Origin of the sequence: Roseateles paludis (assembly GCF_039872745.1) — a bacterium.
Lineage (GTDB): Bacteria > Pseudomonadota > Gammaproteobacteria > Burkholderiales > Burkholderiaceae_C > Pelomonas > Pelomonas paludis.
In genome coordinates this window covers 1,133,263-1,150,390 of the sequence record NZ_JBDPZD010000002.1, presented here as the reverse complement: position 1 = coordinate 1,150,390, position 17,128 = coordinate 1,133,263, and the positions used below count along the sequence as shown (strand labels likewise).

The window sequence follows — 17,128 nt, the reverse complement described above, 5'->3', positions numbered from 1 at the left end:
GCGGGCCCTCTATGCAATGTTTTGCGTCAGCTATCCCGGCTTCGCATAGCGCGACCTGCGCCGCCCAGCCTGTGGCGCGCAGGTCTATGGTTTGTTTCGAGCGAGCTATCCGAGCTTCGTATAGGCCGCGCCGTAGCGTTGGCGGCCGCCTTCGCGCAGCAGGTCCAGCAGCACGGCGGGCCCGGGGGCCAGCTGGTGGTGCTTGCGGGTGACGATGCCATAGAGGTCCATGCGCAGGCCCAGCTCCAGCGGCAGCGTGGCCAGGTGGCCGGCGTCCAGTTGCTCCTGCACCAGCTCAGGGGGCAGGGCCGTCACCATGTCGCTGGCCAGCAGCAGCTGGGTGATGCAGGGCACGGCGGTGGTCTCGACGATCTCCAGCGGCTCGGGCACGCCCTGGGAGAGGAAGAGCGCCGTCAGGCGGTCACGCAGGATGCTGCCGGGCGAGGGCATGACCCAGGCCTGGGCGGCCAGGTCGGGCAGGGCCAGGGCGCTGCGCTTGAGCAGCGGGTGGCCGGCCCGCACGATCAGGCTGTGCGGCTCGTCGGTCAGCGGCTCGAAGTTCAGCTCGGCGGCCGATTCGCTGTCCAGGATGCGGCTGACCACGATGTCATGCCGGCCCTCGCGCAGTTGCTGGATCAAGGCCTTACTCGTGTCCACCGTGATGCTGACCTGCACCCGCGCATGGGCCTGCTTGAGCTTGAGCACCGCCTCGGGCACGAGGCCAATGGCCGGCGTCATCACCGTGCCCAGCGAGATGCGGCCGCTCAGCCCGTCGGCCAGCTCAGCTACCTCCTGATGGGCGGCACTCAGCTCGGCCAGCGCGGCGCCGGCGCGGCGGATCAGCACCTCGCCATAGCGCGTGGGTTGCACTCCGCGTGGCAGGCGCTCAAACAGCGTTACCCCGAGCGCATGCTCCAGCTCGGCCAGCAGCTTGGAGGCGGCGGGCTGCGTCAGGTTGGCGGCCTGGGCAGCGCGCAGGATGGAGCGGTGGCGGCCCAGCTCCACCAGCAGCACCAGGTGCCGCGTCTTCACGTGCGAGCGAACAAAACGGTTGGTGCGGGGGTCGGACATGGCAAGCGGCGAACGACGGGGGGCCAAAGTGTCGCTCACCCAATAAATGGGGCCAGATGGGTTTGCCAGGGGTGGGCGCCCGCATTGATAACCCGGGAACCCCCCAGGTATATTGATTTTCAAGAGCGTCCCGCCGCCTGTTTGTTCAAGCGGTCACACCGCCCCAGCCTGCCCCGCGCCCATGCCGGGACCTGGCCCCGACCACTGGAGACACCCGCCATGAAAACGACCTGGGCTGCGGCCCTGCTGGGCCTGCTGCTGTCTGCGCTGCTGTCCGCACCTTCTGCGGCGCACGCCCAGGCCGCGCCCGTGGCCACCGCCCCCCCGGCCTGGCACAAGGCCGAGGGCCTGGCCCTGACGCCGCCCATGGGCTGGAACAGCTGGAACAAGTTCCAGTGCGACGTCTCCGAGCAGCTGATCCGCGAGACGGCCGACGCCATGGTCGCCACCGGCATGAAGGACGCCGGCTACCAGTACATCAACATCGACGACTGCTGGCACGGCGAGCGCGACGCGCGCGGCTTCATCCAGGTGGACGCCAAACGCTTCCCCAATGGCATGAAGGCGCTGGCCGACTACATCCACAGCAAGGGCCTCAAGGTCGGCATCTACTCCGACGCCGGCTGGAAGACCTGCGGTGGCCGCCCCGGCAGCCGGGGCTATGAATTCCAGGACGCCCAGACCTATGCCGAATGGGGCATCGACTACCTGAAGTACGACTGGTGCAACACCGAGGGCCTGAACGCCGAGGGCGCCTACCAGACCATGAGTGCCGCGCTGCGCAAGGCCGGCCGGCCCATCGTCTTCAGCCTGTGCGAGTGGGGCAACCAGAAGCCCTGGCTCTGGGGCCAGAAGATCGGCCATTTGTGGCGCACCACGGGCGACATCACCGCCTGCTTCGACTGCGTCGTCAACCATGGCGACTGGAAGGCCTGGGGCGTGGTGCAGATCCTGGACATGCAGGACGGCCTGCGCCAATACGCTGGCCCCGGCCACTGGAACGACCCCGACATGCTGGAGGTGGGCAACGGCCTGACCCCCAACCAGGACCGCGCCCACTTCGCCCTCTGGGCGATGCTGGCTGCGCCGCTGATTGCTGGCAACGACCTGCGCAAGATGCCGGATGCCGTCAAGGCCGTGCTGACCCAGCGCGAGGTCATCGCCATCAACCAAGACGCGCTCGGCGTGCAGGGCCTGCGTCACAGTGCCAAGGACGGTATCGAGACCTGGGTCAAGCCCCTGGCCGGCGGTGACTGGGCCGTGATGCTCTTCAACCGCAACAAGGAGGCCCGCGCCGTCACCCTCGACTGGACCCAGCTGCGCCTGACCGACGAGCTCTCCAAGCGCAGCCTGGACGCCGTGGCCACCCGCTACCAACTGCGCGACCTGTGGGCCGGCAAGGACCTGGGTGTCAGTGGCGCGGCCATCAAGCGCGAGCTGCCGGCGCAGGACGTCTTCATGCTGCGTCTCAAAGCCCCCCACTGAGCGAGGCGCTAACCTGCGCGGCATGAGCACTCCCCAACGCATCCGCAGAGTTGTCATCGTCGGCGGCGGCACCGCCGGCTGGATGACGGCTGCGCCGCTGGCGCAGAAGTTCTCCCGCCAACTGCCGGTGGACGGCGGCCCGCCCACCGAGGTCGTGCTGATCGAGTCGCCCGAGATCGGCACCATCGGCGTCGGCGAGGCTACGCTGCCCACCATCCGCGCCTACAACGCGACCCTGGGGCTGGACGGCGCCGACTTCATCAAACGCACCCAGGCCAGCTTCAAGGTCGGCATCGAGTTCAAGGACTGGAAGCAGGTCGGCGAACGCTTCTTCCATGGCTTTGGGGACTTTGGCCCCGCCATCAACAACCTCTCGTCCATCCAGTACTGGCTGCACCTGCGTGCGGTGGCGGAGAACATGCCACCCTACGAGGACTGGTCCACCTCCAGCGTGATGGCGCGGCAGATGCGCTTCACGCCGCCCACGGGCGAAGCAGCTGCGCCCACCAACGCCTACTCCTACGCCTTCCACTTCGACGCTGGGCTCTATGCCGCCTACCTGCGCGAGTACGCGATGGGGCATGGCGCCCAGCGCATCGAAGGCACCATCACCGAAGTCCACCAGCGGCCCGAGGATGGCTTCGTCACCGGCGTCACGCTCAAGGATGGCCGCCGCGTCGAGGGCGACCTCTTCATCGATTGCAGCGGCATGCGCGCGCTCTTGATCGGCGACACCATGCAGGTGCCCTTCGAGGACTGGAGCCACTGGCTGCCCGTCAACCGCGCCCAGGCCGTGCCCAGCAAGCGCGTGGAGCCGCTGACGCCCTACACCACCTCCACCGCCCGCACGGCAGGCTGGCAGTGGCGCATCCCGCTGCAGCACCGCACCGGCAATGGCCATGTCTATTGCAGCGGCTTCATCAGCGACGAAGAAGCCGGCCGCCAGCTGATCGCGGGCCTGGACAGCGAGGCCCTCGACAGCCCCCGCCTCATCAAGTTCACCACCGGCGTGCGGCGCGAGTGCTGGCGCAAGAACGTGATCGCGGTGGGCCTGTCCAGCGGCTTCCTGGAGCCGCTCGAATCGACCAGCATCCAGCTCATCATGGACGCCGTGGGCCGCATCATCCAGTTCTTCCCCGAGACGGATTGCGCCCCGGTGCTGGCCGATGAATTCAACCGCCGCATGAGCACGCAGTACGAGTCCATCCGCGACTTCATCATCCTGCACTACAAGCTCACGCAGCGCCGCGACACCGAGTTTTGGCGCCACGTCTCCGGCATGGCCATCCCCGAGCGCCTGGCGCACCAGATCGAGCTGTTCCGCCGCAGCGGCCGCGTGGCCGTGTACGACCCCGATGGCTTCCAGGAGCCCTCGTGGCAGTCGCTGATGCTGGGCCTGGGCATCCAACCCGAGGCCTATGACCCCATGGTCACTGTCATCGACCCGCGCGAGCTGCTCGCCCACTTTGCGCGTGTGCGCGCCTCCATCGCCCAGACGGTGGCGGCCATGCCCACGCATGCCGACTTCATCCGCGCCAATGTGCGCGCTGATTCCCCCATGGCCAAGGCCTGAACCATTTTGCAAACCCGGACGACCCTATGAAATTCACTGACGGGCAGTGGCTGCTACAGCCCGGCGTCACCGCCCACTACGCCTCCGAGGCCTACACCGTCGACGCCCAAGACGACCGCATCGTCATCCTCGCCACCTCGCGTCCCATCAAGCACCGGGGCGACACCCTGCAGGGCCCCACGCTCACCGTGGTGCTGTCTTCGCCCATCGAGGGCGTGGTGCGCGTGAGCTGTGAGCACTACAGCCACAGCGAAGGCGCTCGCCTGCACATCCCCATGGTCGGCGCCACCAAGCCGGCCGTGCAGATCACCGAGACCGACACCCACATGACGCTCACTTCGGGCGCCTTGTCGGTGGACGTCAAGAAGGGTGAGGGCTGGAGCCTGGTCTTCCGCGAGGGCAGCCGCATCCTCACCAAGAGCGACTGGCGCTCGCTGGGCTACATCCAATGGGGAGCCAAGGGCAATCACGTCCACGAACAACTGCTGCTGCAAGTGGGCGAGTCCATCTACGGCCTGGGCGAGCGCTTCACGCCCTGGGTCAAGAACGGCCAGATCGTCGAGAACGTCAACAAGGACGGCGGCACCGCCTGCGAGCAGGCCTACAAGAGCGTGCCCTTCTACCTGTCGAGCCGTGGCTATGGCGTGCTGGTGAACGAAGCCGGCCCCGTGTCCTTCGAGGTCGCCTCCGAGAAGACCACCCGCGTGCAGTTCAGCCGCGAGGGCGAGAGCCTCGACTACTGCGTGTTCGCCGGCCCCACACCCAAGGACGTGATTGGGCGCCTCACCGCGCTGACGGGCCGCTCGCCCCTGCCGCCGGCCTGGACCTTTGGCCTCTGGCTCACCACCTCGTTCACCACGCAGTACGACGAAGCCACCGTCACCCACTTCATCGACGAGATGGCGCGCCGCGACATGCCGCTGGCCGTCTTCCACTTCGACTGCTTCTGGATGCGCGAGTTCCAGTGGTGCGACTTTGAGTGGAACCCCAAGGGCTTCCCGGAGCCCGAGGCCATGCTGGCGCGCTTGCGCGCCAAGGGTCTCAAAATTTCGCTCTGGATTAATCCTTACATCGCCCAGAAGTCGCCGCTGTTTGCTGAAGCTGCCGCCAAGGGCTATCTGCTCAAGCGGCCCAATGGCCAGACTTGGCAGACCGACCTCTGGCAGCCCGGCATGGGCATCGTCGACTTCACCAACCCCGCCGCCACCGCTTGGTACCAAGGCCACCTGCGCCGCTTGATGGCCATGGGCGTGGACTGCTTCAAGACCGACTTCGGCGAGCGCATCCCGGTGGATGGCGTCGTCTATCACGACGGCTCCGACCCCGTCGAGATGCACAACCTCTACGCGCTGCAGTACAACGAGGCCGTCTTCAAGGTCATGCAAGAGGTCAAGGGCGACGAGGCCGTCGTCTTTGCGCGCTCCACCTACGCCAGTGGCCAGCGCTTCCCCGTGCACTGGGGCGGCGACTGCTGGAGCAACTTCGAGTCCATGGCCGAGAGCCTGCGCGGTGGCCTCTCGCTTACCGCCTGCGGCTTCGCCTTCTGGAGCCACGACATCGGCGGCTTCGAGGGCAAGCCGCCGCCAGCCCTCTACAAGCGCTGGATCCAGTTCGGCCTGATGTCCTCGCACAGCCGCCTGCATGGCTCCAGCAGCTACCGGGTGCCATGGCTGGTGGACGAAGAGAGCTGCGACGTGCTGCGCGCCTTCACCCGGCTCAAGCACCGTCTCATGCCCTACCTCTTCGGCGTCGCCATCGAGGCCACGCAGACCGGCGTGCCCGTCATGCGGGCCATGGTCATCGAGCACCCGCAGGACCCCGCCTGCGTCACGCTCGACCGCCAGTACCACCTCGGCAGCCCGCTGCTGGTGGCGCCCGTCTTCACCGAAAGCGGCGAGGTGGACTTCTACCTGCCCGGCCCTGATGGCGGAGCCTGGACGCACCTGCTCTCTGGGCAAAAGCGCGCCGGTGGCCGCTGGCACAAGGAGACGCATGACTTCCTGAGCATGCCGCTCTACGTCGCGCCCGGCAGCGTCATCCCCTGGGGCGACACCGACCTGCGGCCCGACTACGACTTCGCCCACGGCGTCACGCTGCGCGTCTTCGAGTTGGCCGATGGCGCCAGCGCCGACTTCGTGGTCCCGGCCCTGGATGGCAGCATCGCCGCCCGTGGGCGCGTGGTGCGCGCCGGCTCGCGCTACACCGCGACGGTCAGCGAGGGCGCCCTGCGGCAGTGGAGCCTGCAGGTCGGCGAGCAGCGCAGCAGCGTGCTGGCCAGCGGCGGGAGCCTCAGCTTCGACGCCTGAGCCTCCTCGCCTTTGCTTCGCAGGGCGCCTACCGCAAGGGGGGCGCCCTGTTTGCCTTTCTTGACGGCTGCGCCAGCCCCAACGCCCACGCGGGGACCGCAGGCCTTCATGCCGCTGTCGCCACCCTCTCGGGCTGAATTACCGGCCCTTGGCGGGCCAGGCCAAATCAACGACGTTGCGAAGCCGGCTCAGGCATGCGGGATCCAGGCACTGCCGGCCCGAAGAGGCGAGTAGGACGACGCCGCCGTAGGCTTCCAGCTTCTGCAGCAGATAGTTGGTCTCGATGTTCGCGTAGCGGTCGTGGCTGTCCTTGACCTCGCTGCGCGTGCCGAACAAAGCGTCGGCCTCATCAAAGAACAGCACGGCGCCGCCGGCCTCGGCCGCCGCGAGAGCGCGATCCAAGTTCTTCTCGGTCTCGCCGATGTACTGGCTGGCCAGTTTGCCCAGCTCCAGGCTCACGAGAGGCCGCCCCATTTCGCGGGCCACCGCCTCGGCAGCCGCCTGCCGGCTCATCCCGGAGGCGGTCGTCAGGATCACGGTGCCTGCGCGTGCTGCGCTCAGGTTGCGCAACAGGGCCGTGCGACTCGACGGCACGGTGAGTGCTTCGCTGCGCGTGGTGCTTTTGTCGAGCTTGGGCATGTCGATCTCCGGGGACAGGAACGGATTGATTCGCGCCAGCGTGATCGCCAGTCAGAGCGCATGGTGCCACTGTCGTGTCCGGGTCGCTGTGCCGTGGCGCAGCGCCTGCCCCGTGGCTGGCGCCCTGACTGGCTGCTTGAAAGCGCCAAGCGAAAGCATTCCTTGCTCGGGCGAGCCATCACAAAAACGGAATTGCGCCACCCCAGCGGCCAGCGTCTAATCGCCCGCTCCCACGATTGAGGATTTGATCGACGACCATGAAGCTGTCTCTGCGCCAATTATTTGTCCTGGGTTTTGCTGGATTCATGAATATCCAGCCCGCGTTTGCGGCCAACCCTTTGATCATGGATCAATTCACGGCCGATCCAACGGCACGGGTTTTCGAGGGCAAGATATACGTCTACCCCTCGCACGACATCAAGGCGCCACCGGGCTACAAAGGAAAACCCGACTGGTTTGTGATGGAGGACTATCACGTCTTCTCATCCGACAATCTCACGGATTGGAAAGACCACGGCATGATCGTCTCGCAAACTGGTGTGGAGTGGGCGGACCCCACGGCCTATGCGATGTGGGCGCCGGATTGCGTATTCAAGGACGGGAAATACTATTTCTACTTTCCAGCCATTGCCAAGCCTGAGGAAAAATCCGAGGGCTCCAACGAGAAGAAGCGTCCCGAATTCAGAATTGGCGTCGCCGTGGCCGACAAGCCCTATGGCCCCTTCAAACCCCTGCCCAATTACATCCAAGGCGTGCGAGGTATTGACCCCAATGTCTTGATCGACAAGGACGGCACGGCCTATCTGTATTACTCCGCAGGCAAGATTTATGTTGCCAAGCTCAAGCCCAATATGACCGAGATCGAGGGCGAGCCCATGGTCATTGACAACCTGCCGACCAAAGGCTTGCTTGAGGGGCCTTTTGCTCTTGAGCGCAATGGCATCTATTACCTCACCTACCCGCACGTCGAAAACAAGATCGAACGGCTTGAATATGCGATGAGCAGCTCACCCATGGGGCCGTTCAAGCAAGCCGGGGTGATTCTCGATGAAGCTGACAGTGGCTGCTGGACCGTGCACCATTCCATACTCGATTGGCAAGGCCAGTCTTATCTCTTCTATCACGACAAGGATTTGTCGCCCGGTTTCGACAAGAACCGGGCAATTCGTGCCGACAAGCTGTTCTTCAATCCAGACGGCAGCATCCGGAAAGTGATCCCGACGCTGCGCGGTGTGGGCTTGGTGGACGCCAAGAGCGAGATTCAAATTGACCGCTACAGCGCGAAGAGCGCCGGCGGTGTGGCCATCACATTCCTGGACGATGCCAATCCGCATGCCGGCTGGAAAACCACTTTCGGCACCGCCAAGTCCTGGGTCCGGTTCAATGAGGTTGACTTTGGAAAAGGCGCCCAGAAAGCCATCAAGGTCCGCGCCAAGTCCGGCGCCGGCAGCACGCTCGAAATCCGTCTGGATAGCGAAGACGGCCCCCTGCTCGGCCGCGTGAAGATCGACAAGGCAGCGGATTGGAAACTGTCGAGCGCTGCAGCCACGAAGGTTCCGAACGGCGTGCACGACATCGTGATCACTCAAGCCGGTGGTCAGGCGGTCGAGGTGGATTGGGTCAGTTTCAGATAGAGCTGCCCCATGGCAACATCAGCACTCCGACATCGCGGCTTCGCAGTTCACAGCAGATGTGTCAGGAGGGCTGCGCCACCAGCGTAACCCGCCATTCTGTGAGTGGGCAGGCCCTTTCCATTCATGCGCGGGTCAATGACCCGCTCTACGAGGTTTAAACGGCTGGTGAGTGCGAATTTGGGGGTGTGACTTAGTATTTGATGGCTTGGCCAGAATTCCTGGATACCTCATGGGCACGACTTGAAATAGAGCTTGCAACGGAGTGGAAAGTGGTGCGTAATTTCGTGGGTTGGATATTAGACAGATTGCTTTGGCGGAATTGGAATGGCGTGGTGTCATTGTTCACAATTTGCATAAGTGTGTCAGCGTTGTGGGTGGCGGAATTCGTTGGGTTGGTTGCATTTAGAGATGGAACCTTCTCGTCACTCCTCCTCGCAGGCGTTGCTATATTTGTCCTGATGCCATTCTTTAATAGGTGACTTTTGAGATGGGGACGGGAAATCGGGAGCACCCATTTGCCGCCCCGTCAAGTTGCAAACAAAGGCCCCTGCACCGCAAGAGCGCACCCAGGCATTTCCTCAAGACTGCATTCCCGTCGCCGGACTCAGCGCGCACTTGGTTCTCGAATAGTGGTTGCGCCGCAGCACACCAGTCACCCATCAGGTTCAAGGCCTTCGGTTCGGCACCTTGACGCGCCTGAATTCGGGTTCAGGTCTCAAGCGTTCAGTGCCCACCGACACCAGCCTGCCCGCGCCTCCCTGCCCGGTGTGCATCCCCGCCTTAATTCCCTCGGCGAAGTCGGCTTCAGCGGCTGAATACCCAATGGTCGAAGTTGAATAGCGGCGCCTCGCCCTTGCCGCGGAACACCAGGTAGAGGTCGTGCGTGCCCGTCGCGCCTGACACGGGCACGCTCTGCGTTTGCCAGCGTTCCCAGCCGCCGGTGCCGGACACGGTGAGGGTGCCGAGGTGCGGGCCGTCGAGGCGGTCGAGGCGCAGTTCGATCTTGCCGCCGTCGCTACCAGCGGCGACGTTGGCCGTGAAGCGGCTGGCGCCCTGGGTGCCGAAGTCGACGCGGTTGACCTTGATGTAGCTGAGGTCGGTGATGCGGGTGACGTGCATGCCGACCTGGCTGCTGTGCGCGGTCTTGATGCCTGGGGCCCAGTCAAACGGGCGGTCGCGGTCGCGCTTGATGCGGCTGGTCCAGGCGATGGTTTCGGCCTCGACGCGGCGGTAGGGGTCGAGCGGCTTCAGCGGCGCCACGCCGGTCTTGTCCCACCAGGGCAGTTGCTTGATGCGGCCGTCGGGCTCGTACTCCAGCTTGGCGATGGTGACCGAGCGGCGTTCGCGGTGCAGGGGGCTGTCGGCAAAGCTCAGCTCGTAGTTGAAGCCGAACACATAGCTCGCGCCCTCGTAGTCAATGATGCCGGGGTGGTTGCCGGTGGCATTGGCGTTGTGGTCCATCACATGCCCTTGGTAGACCCAGGGGCCGGTGGGCTTGTCGCTCATCGCGTAGCCGATGCCCTCGGGGCAGCAGGTGGACGCATAGGCCATGTAGTACTTGCCTTGGCGCTTGTAGAACCAGGGGCCCTCCTGATAGTCGCGCGGGGTGTCCTTGATCTGCTGGATGGGGCCTGAATAAGAGACCATGTCCTCGTTGAGCTTCACGTACCAAAGCTTGGGGTTGCCCCAGTAGAGGTAGGCCTGGCCGTCGTCATCAACGAAGACGGTGGGGTCGATATAGCCATCGGCCTTGTCGATCAGCGGCTTGCCGAGTGCGTCCTTGAACGGGCCTTCGGGTCGGTCGGCCACCGCCACCGCGATGACGTTCTTGGGCCAGCCCGCCACGCTGATGGGCACGTAGAGATAGAACTTGCCCTTGCGCTCCACCACCTGCGGCGCCCAGGCGTCGTTGTCCTGCACGGCCCAGGGGAAGGTGGCGAGCGAGGCGACAACGCCCTTGTCCGTCCAGTTGGACAGATCGGTCGAGGTGTAGAGCCGCCAGTCGCGCATCTTGAAGCCCTGTGCGTCGTCCTCGTCATGGCTGGTGTAGAGGTAGACCACGCCCTTGTGCACCATCGGCGCGGGGTCGGCCGTGAAGTGGGTTTGGATGATGGGGTTCTCGGCCCGCGCAGGCTGCATGGCCAAGCCGAGATGGGCGGCAAGCGCGAGCAGCAGGCGCGCGGCTGAGGCGACGAAGCGTGTAGGCATGGCAGCGAATGACAGAAGCTGATGAGCGCAGCAGCCTAGCGAGTAATGACCCTGCGAACGCCACCGTGCACGATGAAATGCACGCGGGCAGCCATGCAGGCTCAGAGACGTCGTCCCGAGCCATCGACCGTTTGGCCAGGCATGCCGCCCAGGCATTGCCGATCGAGGCATCGTCCAGTTGTCCGTTGGTTGTCCGCGGACACCCGCTGCCGCGCCAAGTCATTGATTCATGGAGGCCCTTCTGCTGGCATGCCCCTTGCGCTTACCAGGGCATGAACATCGGCATCCGCGACACCTCCGAGCAGGACCGCCCGCTCCCGCCCAAACCCCGGCGCACGCGCCTGCTCGTCGCAGGCCTGGTGGGGGCACTGCTTCTGCTCGGGCTGCTGGGCGGTGGTCGGATCCAGCAGATGCTGACGTCCAACGCGGCCGTTAGCGTCTCGCGGCTCTCTCTGGCCACCGTCGGCATGGCGCCGCTGACGCGCGACGTGGCCGGCGAGGGCCGTGTCGTCGCCGCGCAAAGCCCGACGCTCTTCGCCCAAGGTGGCGGCAGCGTCACGCTGCTGGTGAAGGCCGGAGATCCGGTCAAGCGCGGCCAGGTGCTGGCGCGTGTTGACTCGCCCGAGCTGACCAACCGCCTTGCGCAGGAGAGGAGCAACGTCGATGCAGCGCGTGCAGAACTCGCCCGGGCCGAGGTGGAAGCCAGGCAGCAGGCCGCTGCGCTGCAAAGCGCTTTCGAGAACGCCCGCATCGACCAGCAGACCGCGCAGAACGACCTCGCCCGCCAAACCCAGGCCCTTGAGGCGGGTGCCACAGCGCGCATGCAGGTGGAGCGCGCGCAAGACACGCTGGCCAAGGCCAAGCTGGCGCTCGACCAGGCCCAGTCGATGCGCGGCTTGAAGACGGACAGCCTCAGGCTTGACGTGCAGGCCAAGCAGAGCGCGCTGGCGCGCCAGCAGCTGCTGGTGGCCGATCTGGAGCGCCAGGTGGCCGAGCTGCAAGTGCGCTCACCGGTGGACGGGCAGGTGGGCCAGCTCTTCATCGCCGACCGAACCAATGTGGCGCGCGATGCCAGGCTGCTGTCGGTCATCGACCTGTCGGCCCTGGAAGTCCAGATGCAGGTGGCCGAGAGCTTCGCGCGCGAGTTGCAGCCCGGCATGCCCGGGGAAATCAGTGGCAATGGGCAGCGCTGGAAGGGCGAGGTCAGTTCGGTGTCACCCGAAGTCGTCAACGGGGAAGTGAGCGCACGGCTGCGATTTGCAGACGCACAGCCAGAGCAGTTGCGGCAGAACCAGCGCTTGTCGGTGCGCGTCTTGCTCGATCGGCGCGAGCAAGTGCTGTCGGTAGCCAGAGGCAGCTTCGTTGACGAGAGCGGTGGCAGCTATGCCTATGTGGTGCGAGACGGCGTGGCGGAGAAGCGGGCGGTGAAGCTGGGCGCACGCTCCCTGGAGCGGGTCGAGGTGCTCGCGGGGCTGCGGCTTGGCGATCGCGTCGTGATCTCGGGCGCCGACAACTTCAAGGGCGCGGATCGCGTGCTTGTCGCGGACTGAGCTTGCCCATGCTTGACACCCTCACCCTCGCACCAGTCATCACTCAGACAGGACCCTGACCCCATGCTCCAGATGGAAAAACTCCGCAAGGTCTACCGCACCGAAATGGTCGAGACCTACGCCCTGCGCGACTTCAACCTGACCGTGAACGAAGGCGAATTCGTCGCCGTGACCGGACCGTCCGGCTCGGGCAAGACAACCTTCCTGACCATCGCCGGACTGCTCGAAGCCTTCAGCGCGGGCACCTACAAGCTCGACGGCATTGACGTGAGCCGCATGGACGACGCCGAGCGCTCACGCATCCGCAATCAGAAGATAGGCTTCATCTTTCAGGCCTTCAACCTGATCCCTGACCTCAACGTACTCGACAACATCGAGGTGCCGCTGCGCTACCGCGGCTTCAGCGCCGCCGAGCGCAAGAAGCGCGCGGCCGAATCGCTGGCCCGCGTGGGCTTGTCCGCCCGCGCCAAGCACTATCCGGCGGAGCTGTCCGGCGGCCAGCAGCAGCGTGTGGCCATCGCCCGCGCGCTGGCCGGTGAGCCGCGCCTGCTGCTGGCCGACGAACCCACCGGCAACCTCGACAGCGCCATGGCGCGCAGCGTCATGGAGCTGCTGGAAGAGCTGCACCGCGACGGCGCCACCATCGTGATGGTCACGCACGACCCGCAGCTCGCGGCGCGCGCCCAGCGCAATGTGCACGTCATTGACGGCCAGGTCGTTGACCTGAAGGCCGAGCTGACGCTGGCGACACCCGCTTGAGACCGACGATGCGTGTTGCCGTCCTCGTCCTGGCGCTGCTTGCCGCCACAGCAGCGCGCGCCGACGACCTGCTGCAGGTCTGGGCCCAGGCCCGCGCGGCCGACCCGGTCTTGCGTCAGGCTGCAGCCCTGGCCGGCGCGCAGGAGGCCAGCGCGCGCGAGGCCCGTGCCGCCCTGCTGCCGCAGTGGCAGGTGCAGAGCAGCGAACTGCGGGACACAGGCGGCGCACGCTCGCGCGTGACCACCAGCAGCTTGAGCCAGACCCTGCTCGACCTGGCCGCCCTGCGCGAATGGGATGCCAGCCGCAGCCTCGCCTCGGCCCAGGCGGCGCGCCTCGTCGCCGCAGAGCAGGACGCCCGCGCCCGCGTGGCCAGGGCCTATTTCGGCCTGCTGTCGGCCGAGGCTCAGCTCGCCACTGCGCGCGCCAACGAGGAGGCCTTTGCCCGGCAGGTGAACGAAGCCGAGGCGCGCTTCAAGGCCGGCCTGTCCGCCCAGGTCGAGGCCGACCAGTCTCGCGCCTACCGCGAGCTCGCCCGCACGGCCACCTTGGCCGCCGAGCGCTTCGTGGCCGACGGCCGTGAGGCGCTGGCCCAACTGACCGGCGGCGCGGCCCCGCCGCTGCAGCCGCTGCGCCCGGCGCTGGCCGCGCAGGCTCTGCCCGACGATGCCGAGGTCTGGGCGCAGCGCGCGCTGCTTGCCAACCCCGAGCTGCAGGCGCTGCAGCTGGATGTGCAGGCCAACGAGCAGCGCATCTCGTCGGCGCGCGCTGGCCACCTGCCCACGCTGAGCGTGGGCCTGGACACGCAGCGCCAACGTGGCGACGGCGTGCCGCTGTCCGACACCAGCCGCACACCCACACAAGTCACGCTGAGACTGACCATGCCCTTGTTCGCCGGCGGCGCCACGGCAGCCGCCGCTGACCGCGCCGCGTTCCGGCGCGAAGCCGCGCGCGAACAACTCGAAGCTGGCCGCCGCGCCGTGCTGCGCGAGGTGCGCGCCCATCACCTCGCCGTGGGGCAGGGCGCCGCCCAGCTGCGCGCCACACAGGCCGCAGTCGAGGCCGCCCAGCGCGCGCTTGAGTCCACCCGCACGGGCCTGGCGCTCGGCACGCGCAGCACCACCGACCTGCTGCTCGCCATCCAGACCCTCGCCAGCGCGCAGAACGCGCAGACCGATGCCCGACACCGCCATGTGCTCGCGCTGCTGGCCCTGCACCAGGCCGCCGGCTCGCTCGGCGACCACGAACTCGCCGCCGTCAACGCCCTCTTGGAGACACGCTGATGTTTCTTCACTACCTCGAACTCGCCGCCCGCAGCGCCCGGGCCTCCAAGGGGCTGACCGCGCTGATGGTCCTGGCCCTGGCCTTGGGCATTGGCGCCTGCATGACGACGCTGACGGTCTATCACGTGCTCTCCGGCGACCCCATTCCGCACAAGAGCGCGCGGCTGTTCAATGTGCAGCTCGACGCTGGCGACCTGGTCGGCTGGAGGGCCGGCGATGAGCCCACCTTCGACCTGACGCGCTTCGACGCGCTGGCCCTGCTGCGCGACGCCAAAGGCAAGCGCCAGGCCATGATGAGCGGCTCGAACACGGCCGTCGGCGTGAACGACGCGCAGGTCAAGCCCATCTTCTCGATGACGCGCTACACGACCAGCGACTTCTTTGCGATGTTCGACGCACCTTGGCAGTTCGGCGCCGGCTGGAGCCCGGCCGACGACGAGGCCGAGGCGCGCGTGGCCGTGATCTCGGCGTCGCTGAACGACAAGCTCTTCGCCGGCGCCAACAGCGTGGGCCGGGACATCGTCGTTCGGGGCCAGACGCTGCGCGTCATCGGCGTGCTGAAGGCTTGGAAGCTGCAGCCGCATTTCTATGACATGACGCTCGGCGCCTACGCCGAGACCGAGGACCTGTTCCTGCCGTTCACGACGGCCATCACCCTGGGCATTGGCCACTGGGGCAGCATGAACTGCTGGGCCAGCGGCCCGGGCGGCGGCAGCCCGCTCGCCGTGAAGTCCAACTGCGCCTGGGTGCAGTACTGGGTGGAGCTGGAGCGGCCTGAGGACGCCGCCGCCCTGCGCACCTACCTCGTGAACTACTCCGAGGCGCAACGCACCGCCGGCCGTTTCTTGCGCCCAACCAACGTGCGGCTGCGCAACGTCATGGAGTGGCTGGAGGCCCGCAGGGTGCTGCCCGCCGACGTGCGGCTGCAGACCTGGCTGGCCTTCGGCTTCCTGCTCGTGTGCATCGTCAACATGGTGGGCCTGCTGCTGGCCAAGACGCTCAGGCGCTCCGGTGAGATCGGCGTGCGCCGAGCCCTGGGCGCCACGCGCGGCGCCATCTTTGCGCAGTTCGTCGTCGAGGCCGGGCTGCTGGGTCTGGTGGGCGCCGCCCTCGGCCTGCTGTTCGCGAACGGCGGGCTCTGGCTGGTGCGCCACAGCCCCAATGACTATGCCCGCCTGGCCGAGCTGGACGCCCCGATGCTGGCGCTGACGCTGGGTCTGGCAATCGTGGCCAGCCTGTGCGCCGGCCTGCTGCCGGCTTGGCGCGCCGCGCTCGTGACACCCGCCGTCCAACTGAAGGTGCAGTGATGTCCTCTTCCCTCACGCTCGCCCCCGCCACACCAAGCCGCCGTGGTTTCGTGTCCGCGCTGCATGCGCTGCTGCTGGACCTGCGCCCCATCCTGTCGACGCTGCGCCGGCACCGCATCGCGGCCGGCCTGATCGTGCTGGAGGTGGCACTGAGCTTCGCCATCGTCACCAATGCGCTGCACCTCATCCAGACCCGCATCGAGGCGCTACAAGCCGACAGCGGCATGCTTGAGCCCGGCATGGCCGTGCTGGAGGTGCGCTATAGCAAGGCGCTGCCGCGTGAGCGCGAGGCCGCCGTCGCTGCTGAGGACATGGCGCGCCTGCGGGCGCTGCCCGGCATCCGCGCCGCCACGACGGCGAACCAGATTGCCTACGCCTACAACAGCAACAACAACGGCGTGCGGCTGCAGCCCGGCCCCAAGGCCGAACGGCTGATGGTGGTGTCGCAGTACGGCGGTGATGACCATCTGCTGGCCACCTTCGGCCTGCAGCTCGTCGAGGGCCGCAACTTTCTGCCCGAGGAGGTGCTGGACGGCAACGCGGTGTTCAGCGCCGACGAGCCGCGCATCGGCCAGGTCATTCTCAGCAAGGCCGCGGCCGACAAGCTCTTCCCTGGCCGCTCGGCGCTCGGCCAGTCCATCTACGTCTTCGGCGATGTGCCGTCGGTGGTCATCGGCGTCGTGCAAAAGCTGACGCACCCCTTCGTGGGCCGCGGCCGCAATGACGGCGGGCCCAATGGCAATGAGGACTTTTCGATGATCCTCCCGCTGCGCGGCCTGGCCTTTTACGTCGTGCGGGCTGATCCCGCGCAGCTGGATACGCAGATCAAGGCCGCTGCTGCGGCGCTGGAGGCGGTGGACCCGGGCCGTGTCGTGACGAGGGCCCAGCCGCTGCACGAGATGCGCGCCGGCTTCTATGCGCAAGACCGCGCCATGGCCTGGCTGATGGGCGGCGTCTGCGTGTCGCTGCTGCTCGTCACCGCCATGGGCATCGTGGGCCTGGCGAGCTTCTGGGTGCAGCAGCGCACCCGCATGATCGGCACGCGCCGCGCGCTCGGTGCCACCGAAGGCCAGATCCGCCGCTACTTTCAGGTCGAGAACCTGCTGCTGACCACGACCGGCGTTGTCATCGGCATCGTTGGTGCCGTGGCATTGAGCCAGTTGCTGATGCAGAGCTACGAAGTGCCGCGCCTGCCCTGGGCCTATCTGCCAGCCGGCGCGGTGGCGCTGTGGCTGCTGGGCCAGGTCGCCGTGTGGGTGCCGGCCCAGCGCGCGGCGCGGCTGTCGCCGGTGGCGGCATTGCGCAGCTGAGCGAAC

The 17,128-nt window shown here is 66.7% G+C and carries 12 protein-coding genes; 9 read left to right on the top strand and 3 right to left on the bottom strand.

Annotated features, from left to right (window positions below; translation table 11 throughout):
- Window positions 1-105: 105 nt before the first annotated feature.
- Window positions 106-1,071, bottom strand: coding sequence for a LysR substrate-binding domain-containing protein (locus ABDJ85_RS11080; RefSeq protein WP_347704818.1), 966 nt, complete (start codon window positions 1,069-1,071; stop codon window positions 106-108).
- A gap of 219 nt (window positions 1,072-1,290) precedes the next feature.
- Between ABDJ85_RS11080 and ABDJ85_RS11075 the strand changes: the two genes are divergently transcribed.
- From ABDJ85_RS11075 to yicI, 3 genes are read left to right on the top strand one after another with little or no spacing between them, the layout of a single operon-like run.
- Window positions 1,291-2,556, top strand: coding sequence for a glycoside hydrolase family 27 protein (locus ABDJ85_RS11075; RefSeq protein WP_347704817.1), 1,266 nt, complete (start codon window positions 1,291-1,293; stop codon window positions 2,554-2,556).
- A gap of 22 nt (window positions 2,557-2,578) precedes the next feature.
- Window positions 2,579-4,129, top strand: a complete 1,551-nt coding sequence (locus ABDJ85_RS11070) for a tryptophan halogenase family protein (RefSeq protein ID WP_347704816.1) — start codon at window positions 2,579-2,581, stop codon at window positions 4,127-4,129.
- A 26-nt stretch (window positions 4,130-4,155) separates the two neighbouring features.
- Entirely contained in the window at window positions 4,156-6,435 is a 2,280-nt protein-coding gene (yicI, locus tag ABDJ85_RS11065) for an alpha-xylosidase (RefSeq protein ID WP_347704815.1), read from the top strand.
- Between the two features lie 138 nt (window positions 6,436-6,573).
- Here the strand turns inward: yicI and ABDJ85_RS11060 are convergent, their stop codons facing one another.
- Entirely contained in the window at window positions 6,574-7,074 is a 501-nt protein-coding gene (locus ABDJ85_RS11060) for an AAA family ATPase (protein ID WP_347704814.1), read from the bottom strand.
- A 257-nt stretch (window positions 7,075-7,331) separates the two neighbouring features.
- On the opposite strand from ABDJ85_RS11060, the gene ABDJ85_RS11055 reads away from it, so the two are divergent.
- Window positions 7,332-8,708 carry a family 43 glycosylhydrolase gene (locus tag ABDJ85_RS11055; RefSeq protein ID WP_347704813.1) on the top strand — a complete coding sequence of 459 codons (1,377 nt, stop codon included), beginning with the start codon at window positions 7,332-7,334 and terminating at the stop codon, window positions 8,706-8,708.
- Window positions 8,709-9,512: 804 nt separating this feature from the next.
- Here the strand turns inward: ABDJ85_RS11055 and ABDJ85_RS11050 are convergent.
- Window positions 9,513-10,916, bottom strand: a complete 1,404-nt coding sequence (locus tag ABDJ85_RS11050; RefSeq protein ID WP_347704812.1) for a glycoside hydrolase family 43 protein — start codon at window positions 10,914-10,916, stop codon at window positions 9,513-9,515.
- A gap of 272 nt (window positions 10,917-11,188) precedes the next feature.
- Between ABDJ85_RS11050 and ABDJ85_RS11045 the strand changes: the two genes are divergently transcribed.
- From ABDJ85_RS11045 to ABDJ85_RS11025, 5 genes are all read left to right on the top strand, one after another.
- Window positions 11,189-12,466 carry an efflux RND transporter periplasmic adaptor subunit gene (locus tag ABDJ85_RS11045; protein WP_347704811.1) on the top strand — a complete coding sequence of 426 codons (1,278 nt, stop codon included), beginning with the start codon at window positions 11,189-11,191 and terminating at the stop codon, window positions 12,464-12,466.
- 63 nt (window positions 12,467-12,529) lie between these two features.
- Window positions 12,530-13,225 (top strand): ABC transporter ATP-binding protein, encoded by a 696-nt coding sequence (locus ABDJ85_RS11040; RefSeq protein WP_347704810.1) that lies wholly within the window; start codon window positions 12,530-12,532, stop codon window positions 13,223-13,225.
- Between the two features lie 8 nt (window positions 13,226-13,233).
- A complete protein-coding gene (locus ABDJ85_RS11035) occupies window positions 13,234-14,505 on the top strand; it encodes a TolC family outer membrane protein (RefSeq protein ID WP_347704809.1) in 1,272 nt (423 codons plus the stop codon).
- Window positions 14,505-15,812 carry an ABC transporter permease gene (locus ABDJ85_RS11030; protein ID WP_347704808.1) on the top strand — a complete coding sequence of 436 codons (1,308 nt, stop codon included), beginning with the start codon at window positions 14,505-14,507 and terminating at the stop codon, window positions 15,810-15,812. The genes ABDJ85_RS11035 and ABDJ85_RS11030 overlap by 1 nt, the downstream gene beginning before the upstream one ends.
- A complete protein-coding gene (locus tag ABDJ85_RS11025) occupies window positions 15,812-17,122 on the top strand; it encodes an ABC transporter permease (RefSeq protein WP_347704807.1) in 1,311 nt (436 codons plus the stop codon). Before ABDJ85_RS11030 ends, ABDJ85_RS11025 begins: the two co-directional genes overlap by 1 nt.
- The last annotated feature ends 6 nt before the right edge of the window (window positions 17,123-17,128 follow it).

Coding starts and splice junctions, on each gene's coding strand:
- ABDJ85_RS11080 (WP_347704818.1), bottom strand. CDS start 1,071: ATGTCCGACCCCCGCACCAACCGTTTTGTTCGCTCGCACGTGAAGACG.
- ABDJ85_RS11075 (WP_347704817.1), top strand. CDS start 1,291: ATGAAAACGACCTGGGCTGCGGCCCTGCTGGGCCTGCTGCTGTCTGCG.
- ABDJ85_RS11070 (WP_347704816.1), top strand. CDS start 2,579: ATGAGCACTCCCCAACGCATCCGCAGAGTTGTCATCGTCGGCGGCGGC.
- yicI (WP_347704815.1), top strand. CDS start 4,156: ATGAAATTCACTGACGGGCAGTGGCTGCTACAGCCCGGCGTCACCGCC.
- ABDJ85_RS11060 (WP_347704814.1), bottom strand. CDS start 7,074: ATGCCCAAGCTCGACAAAAGCACCACGCGCAGCGAAGCACTCACCGTG.
- ABDJ85_RS11055 (WP_347704813.1), top strand. CDS start 7,332: ATGAAGCTGTCTCTGCGCCAATTATTTGTCCTGGGTTTTGCTGGATTC.
- ABDJ85_RS11050 (WP_347704812.1), bottom strand. CDS start 10,916: ATGCCTACACGCTTCGTCGCCTCAGCCGCGCGCCTGCTGCTCGCGCTT.
- ABDJ85_RS11045 (WP_347704811.1), top strand. CDS start 11,189: ATGAACATCGGCATCCGCGACACCTCCGAGCAGGACCGCCCGCTCCCG.
- ABDJ85_RS11040 (WP_347704810.1), top strand. CDS start 12,530: ATGCTCCAGATGGAAAAACTCCGCAAGGTCTACCGCACCGAAATGGTC.
- ABDJ85_RS11035 (WP_347704809.1), top strand. CDS start 13,234: ATGCGTGTTGCCGTCCTCGTCCTGGCGCTGCTTGCCGCCACAGCAGCG.
- ABDJ85_RS11030 (WP_347704808.1), top strand. CDS start 14,505: ATGTTTCTTCACTACCTCGAACTCGCCGCCCGCAGCGCCCGGGCCTCC.
- ABDJ85_RS11025 (WP_347704807.1), top strand. CDS start 15,812: ATGTCCTCTTCCCTCACGCTCGCCCCCGCCACACCAAGCCGCCGTGGT.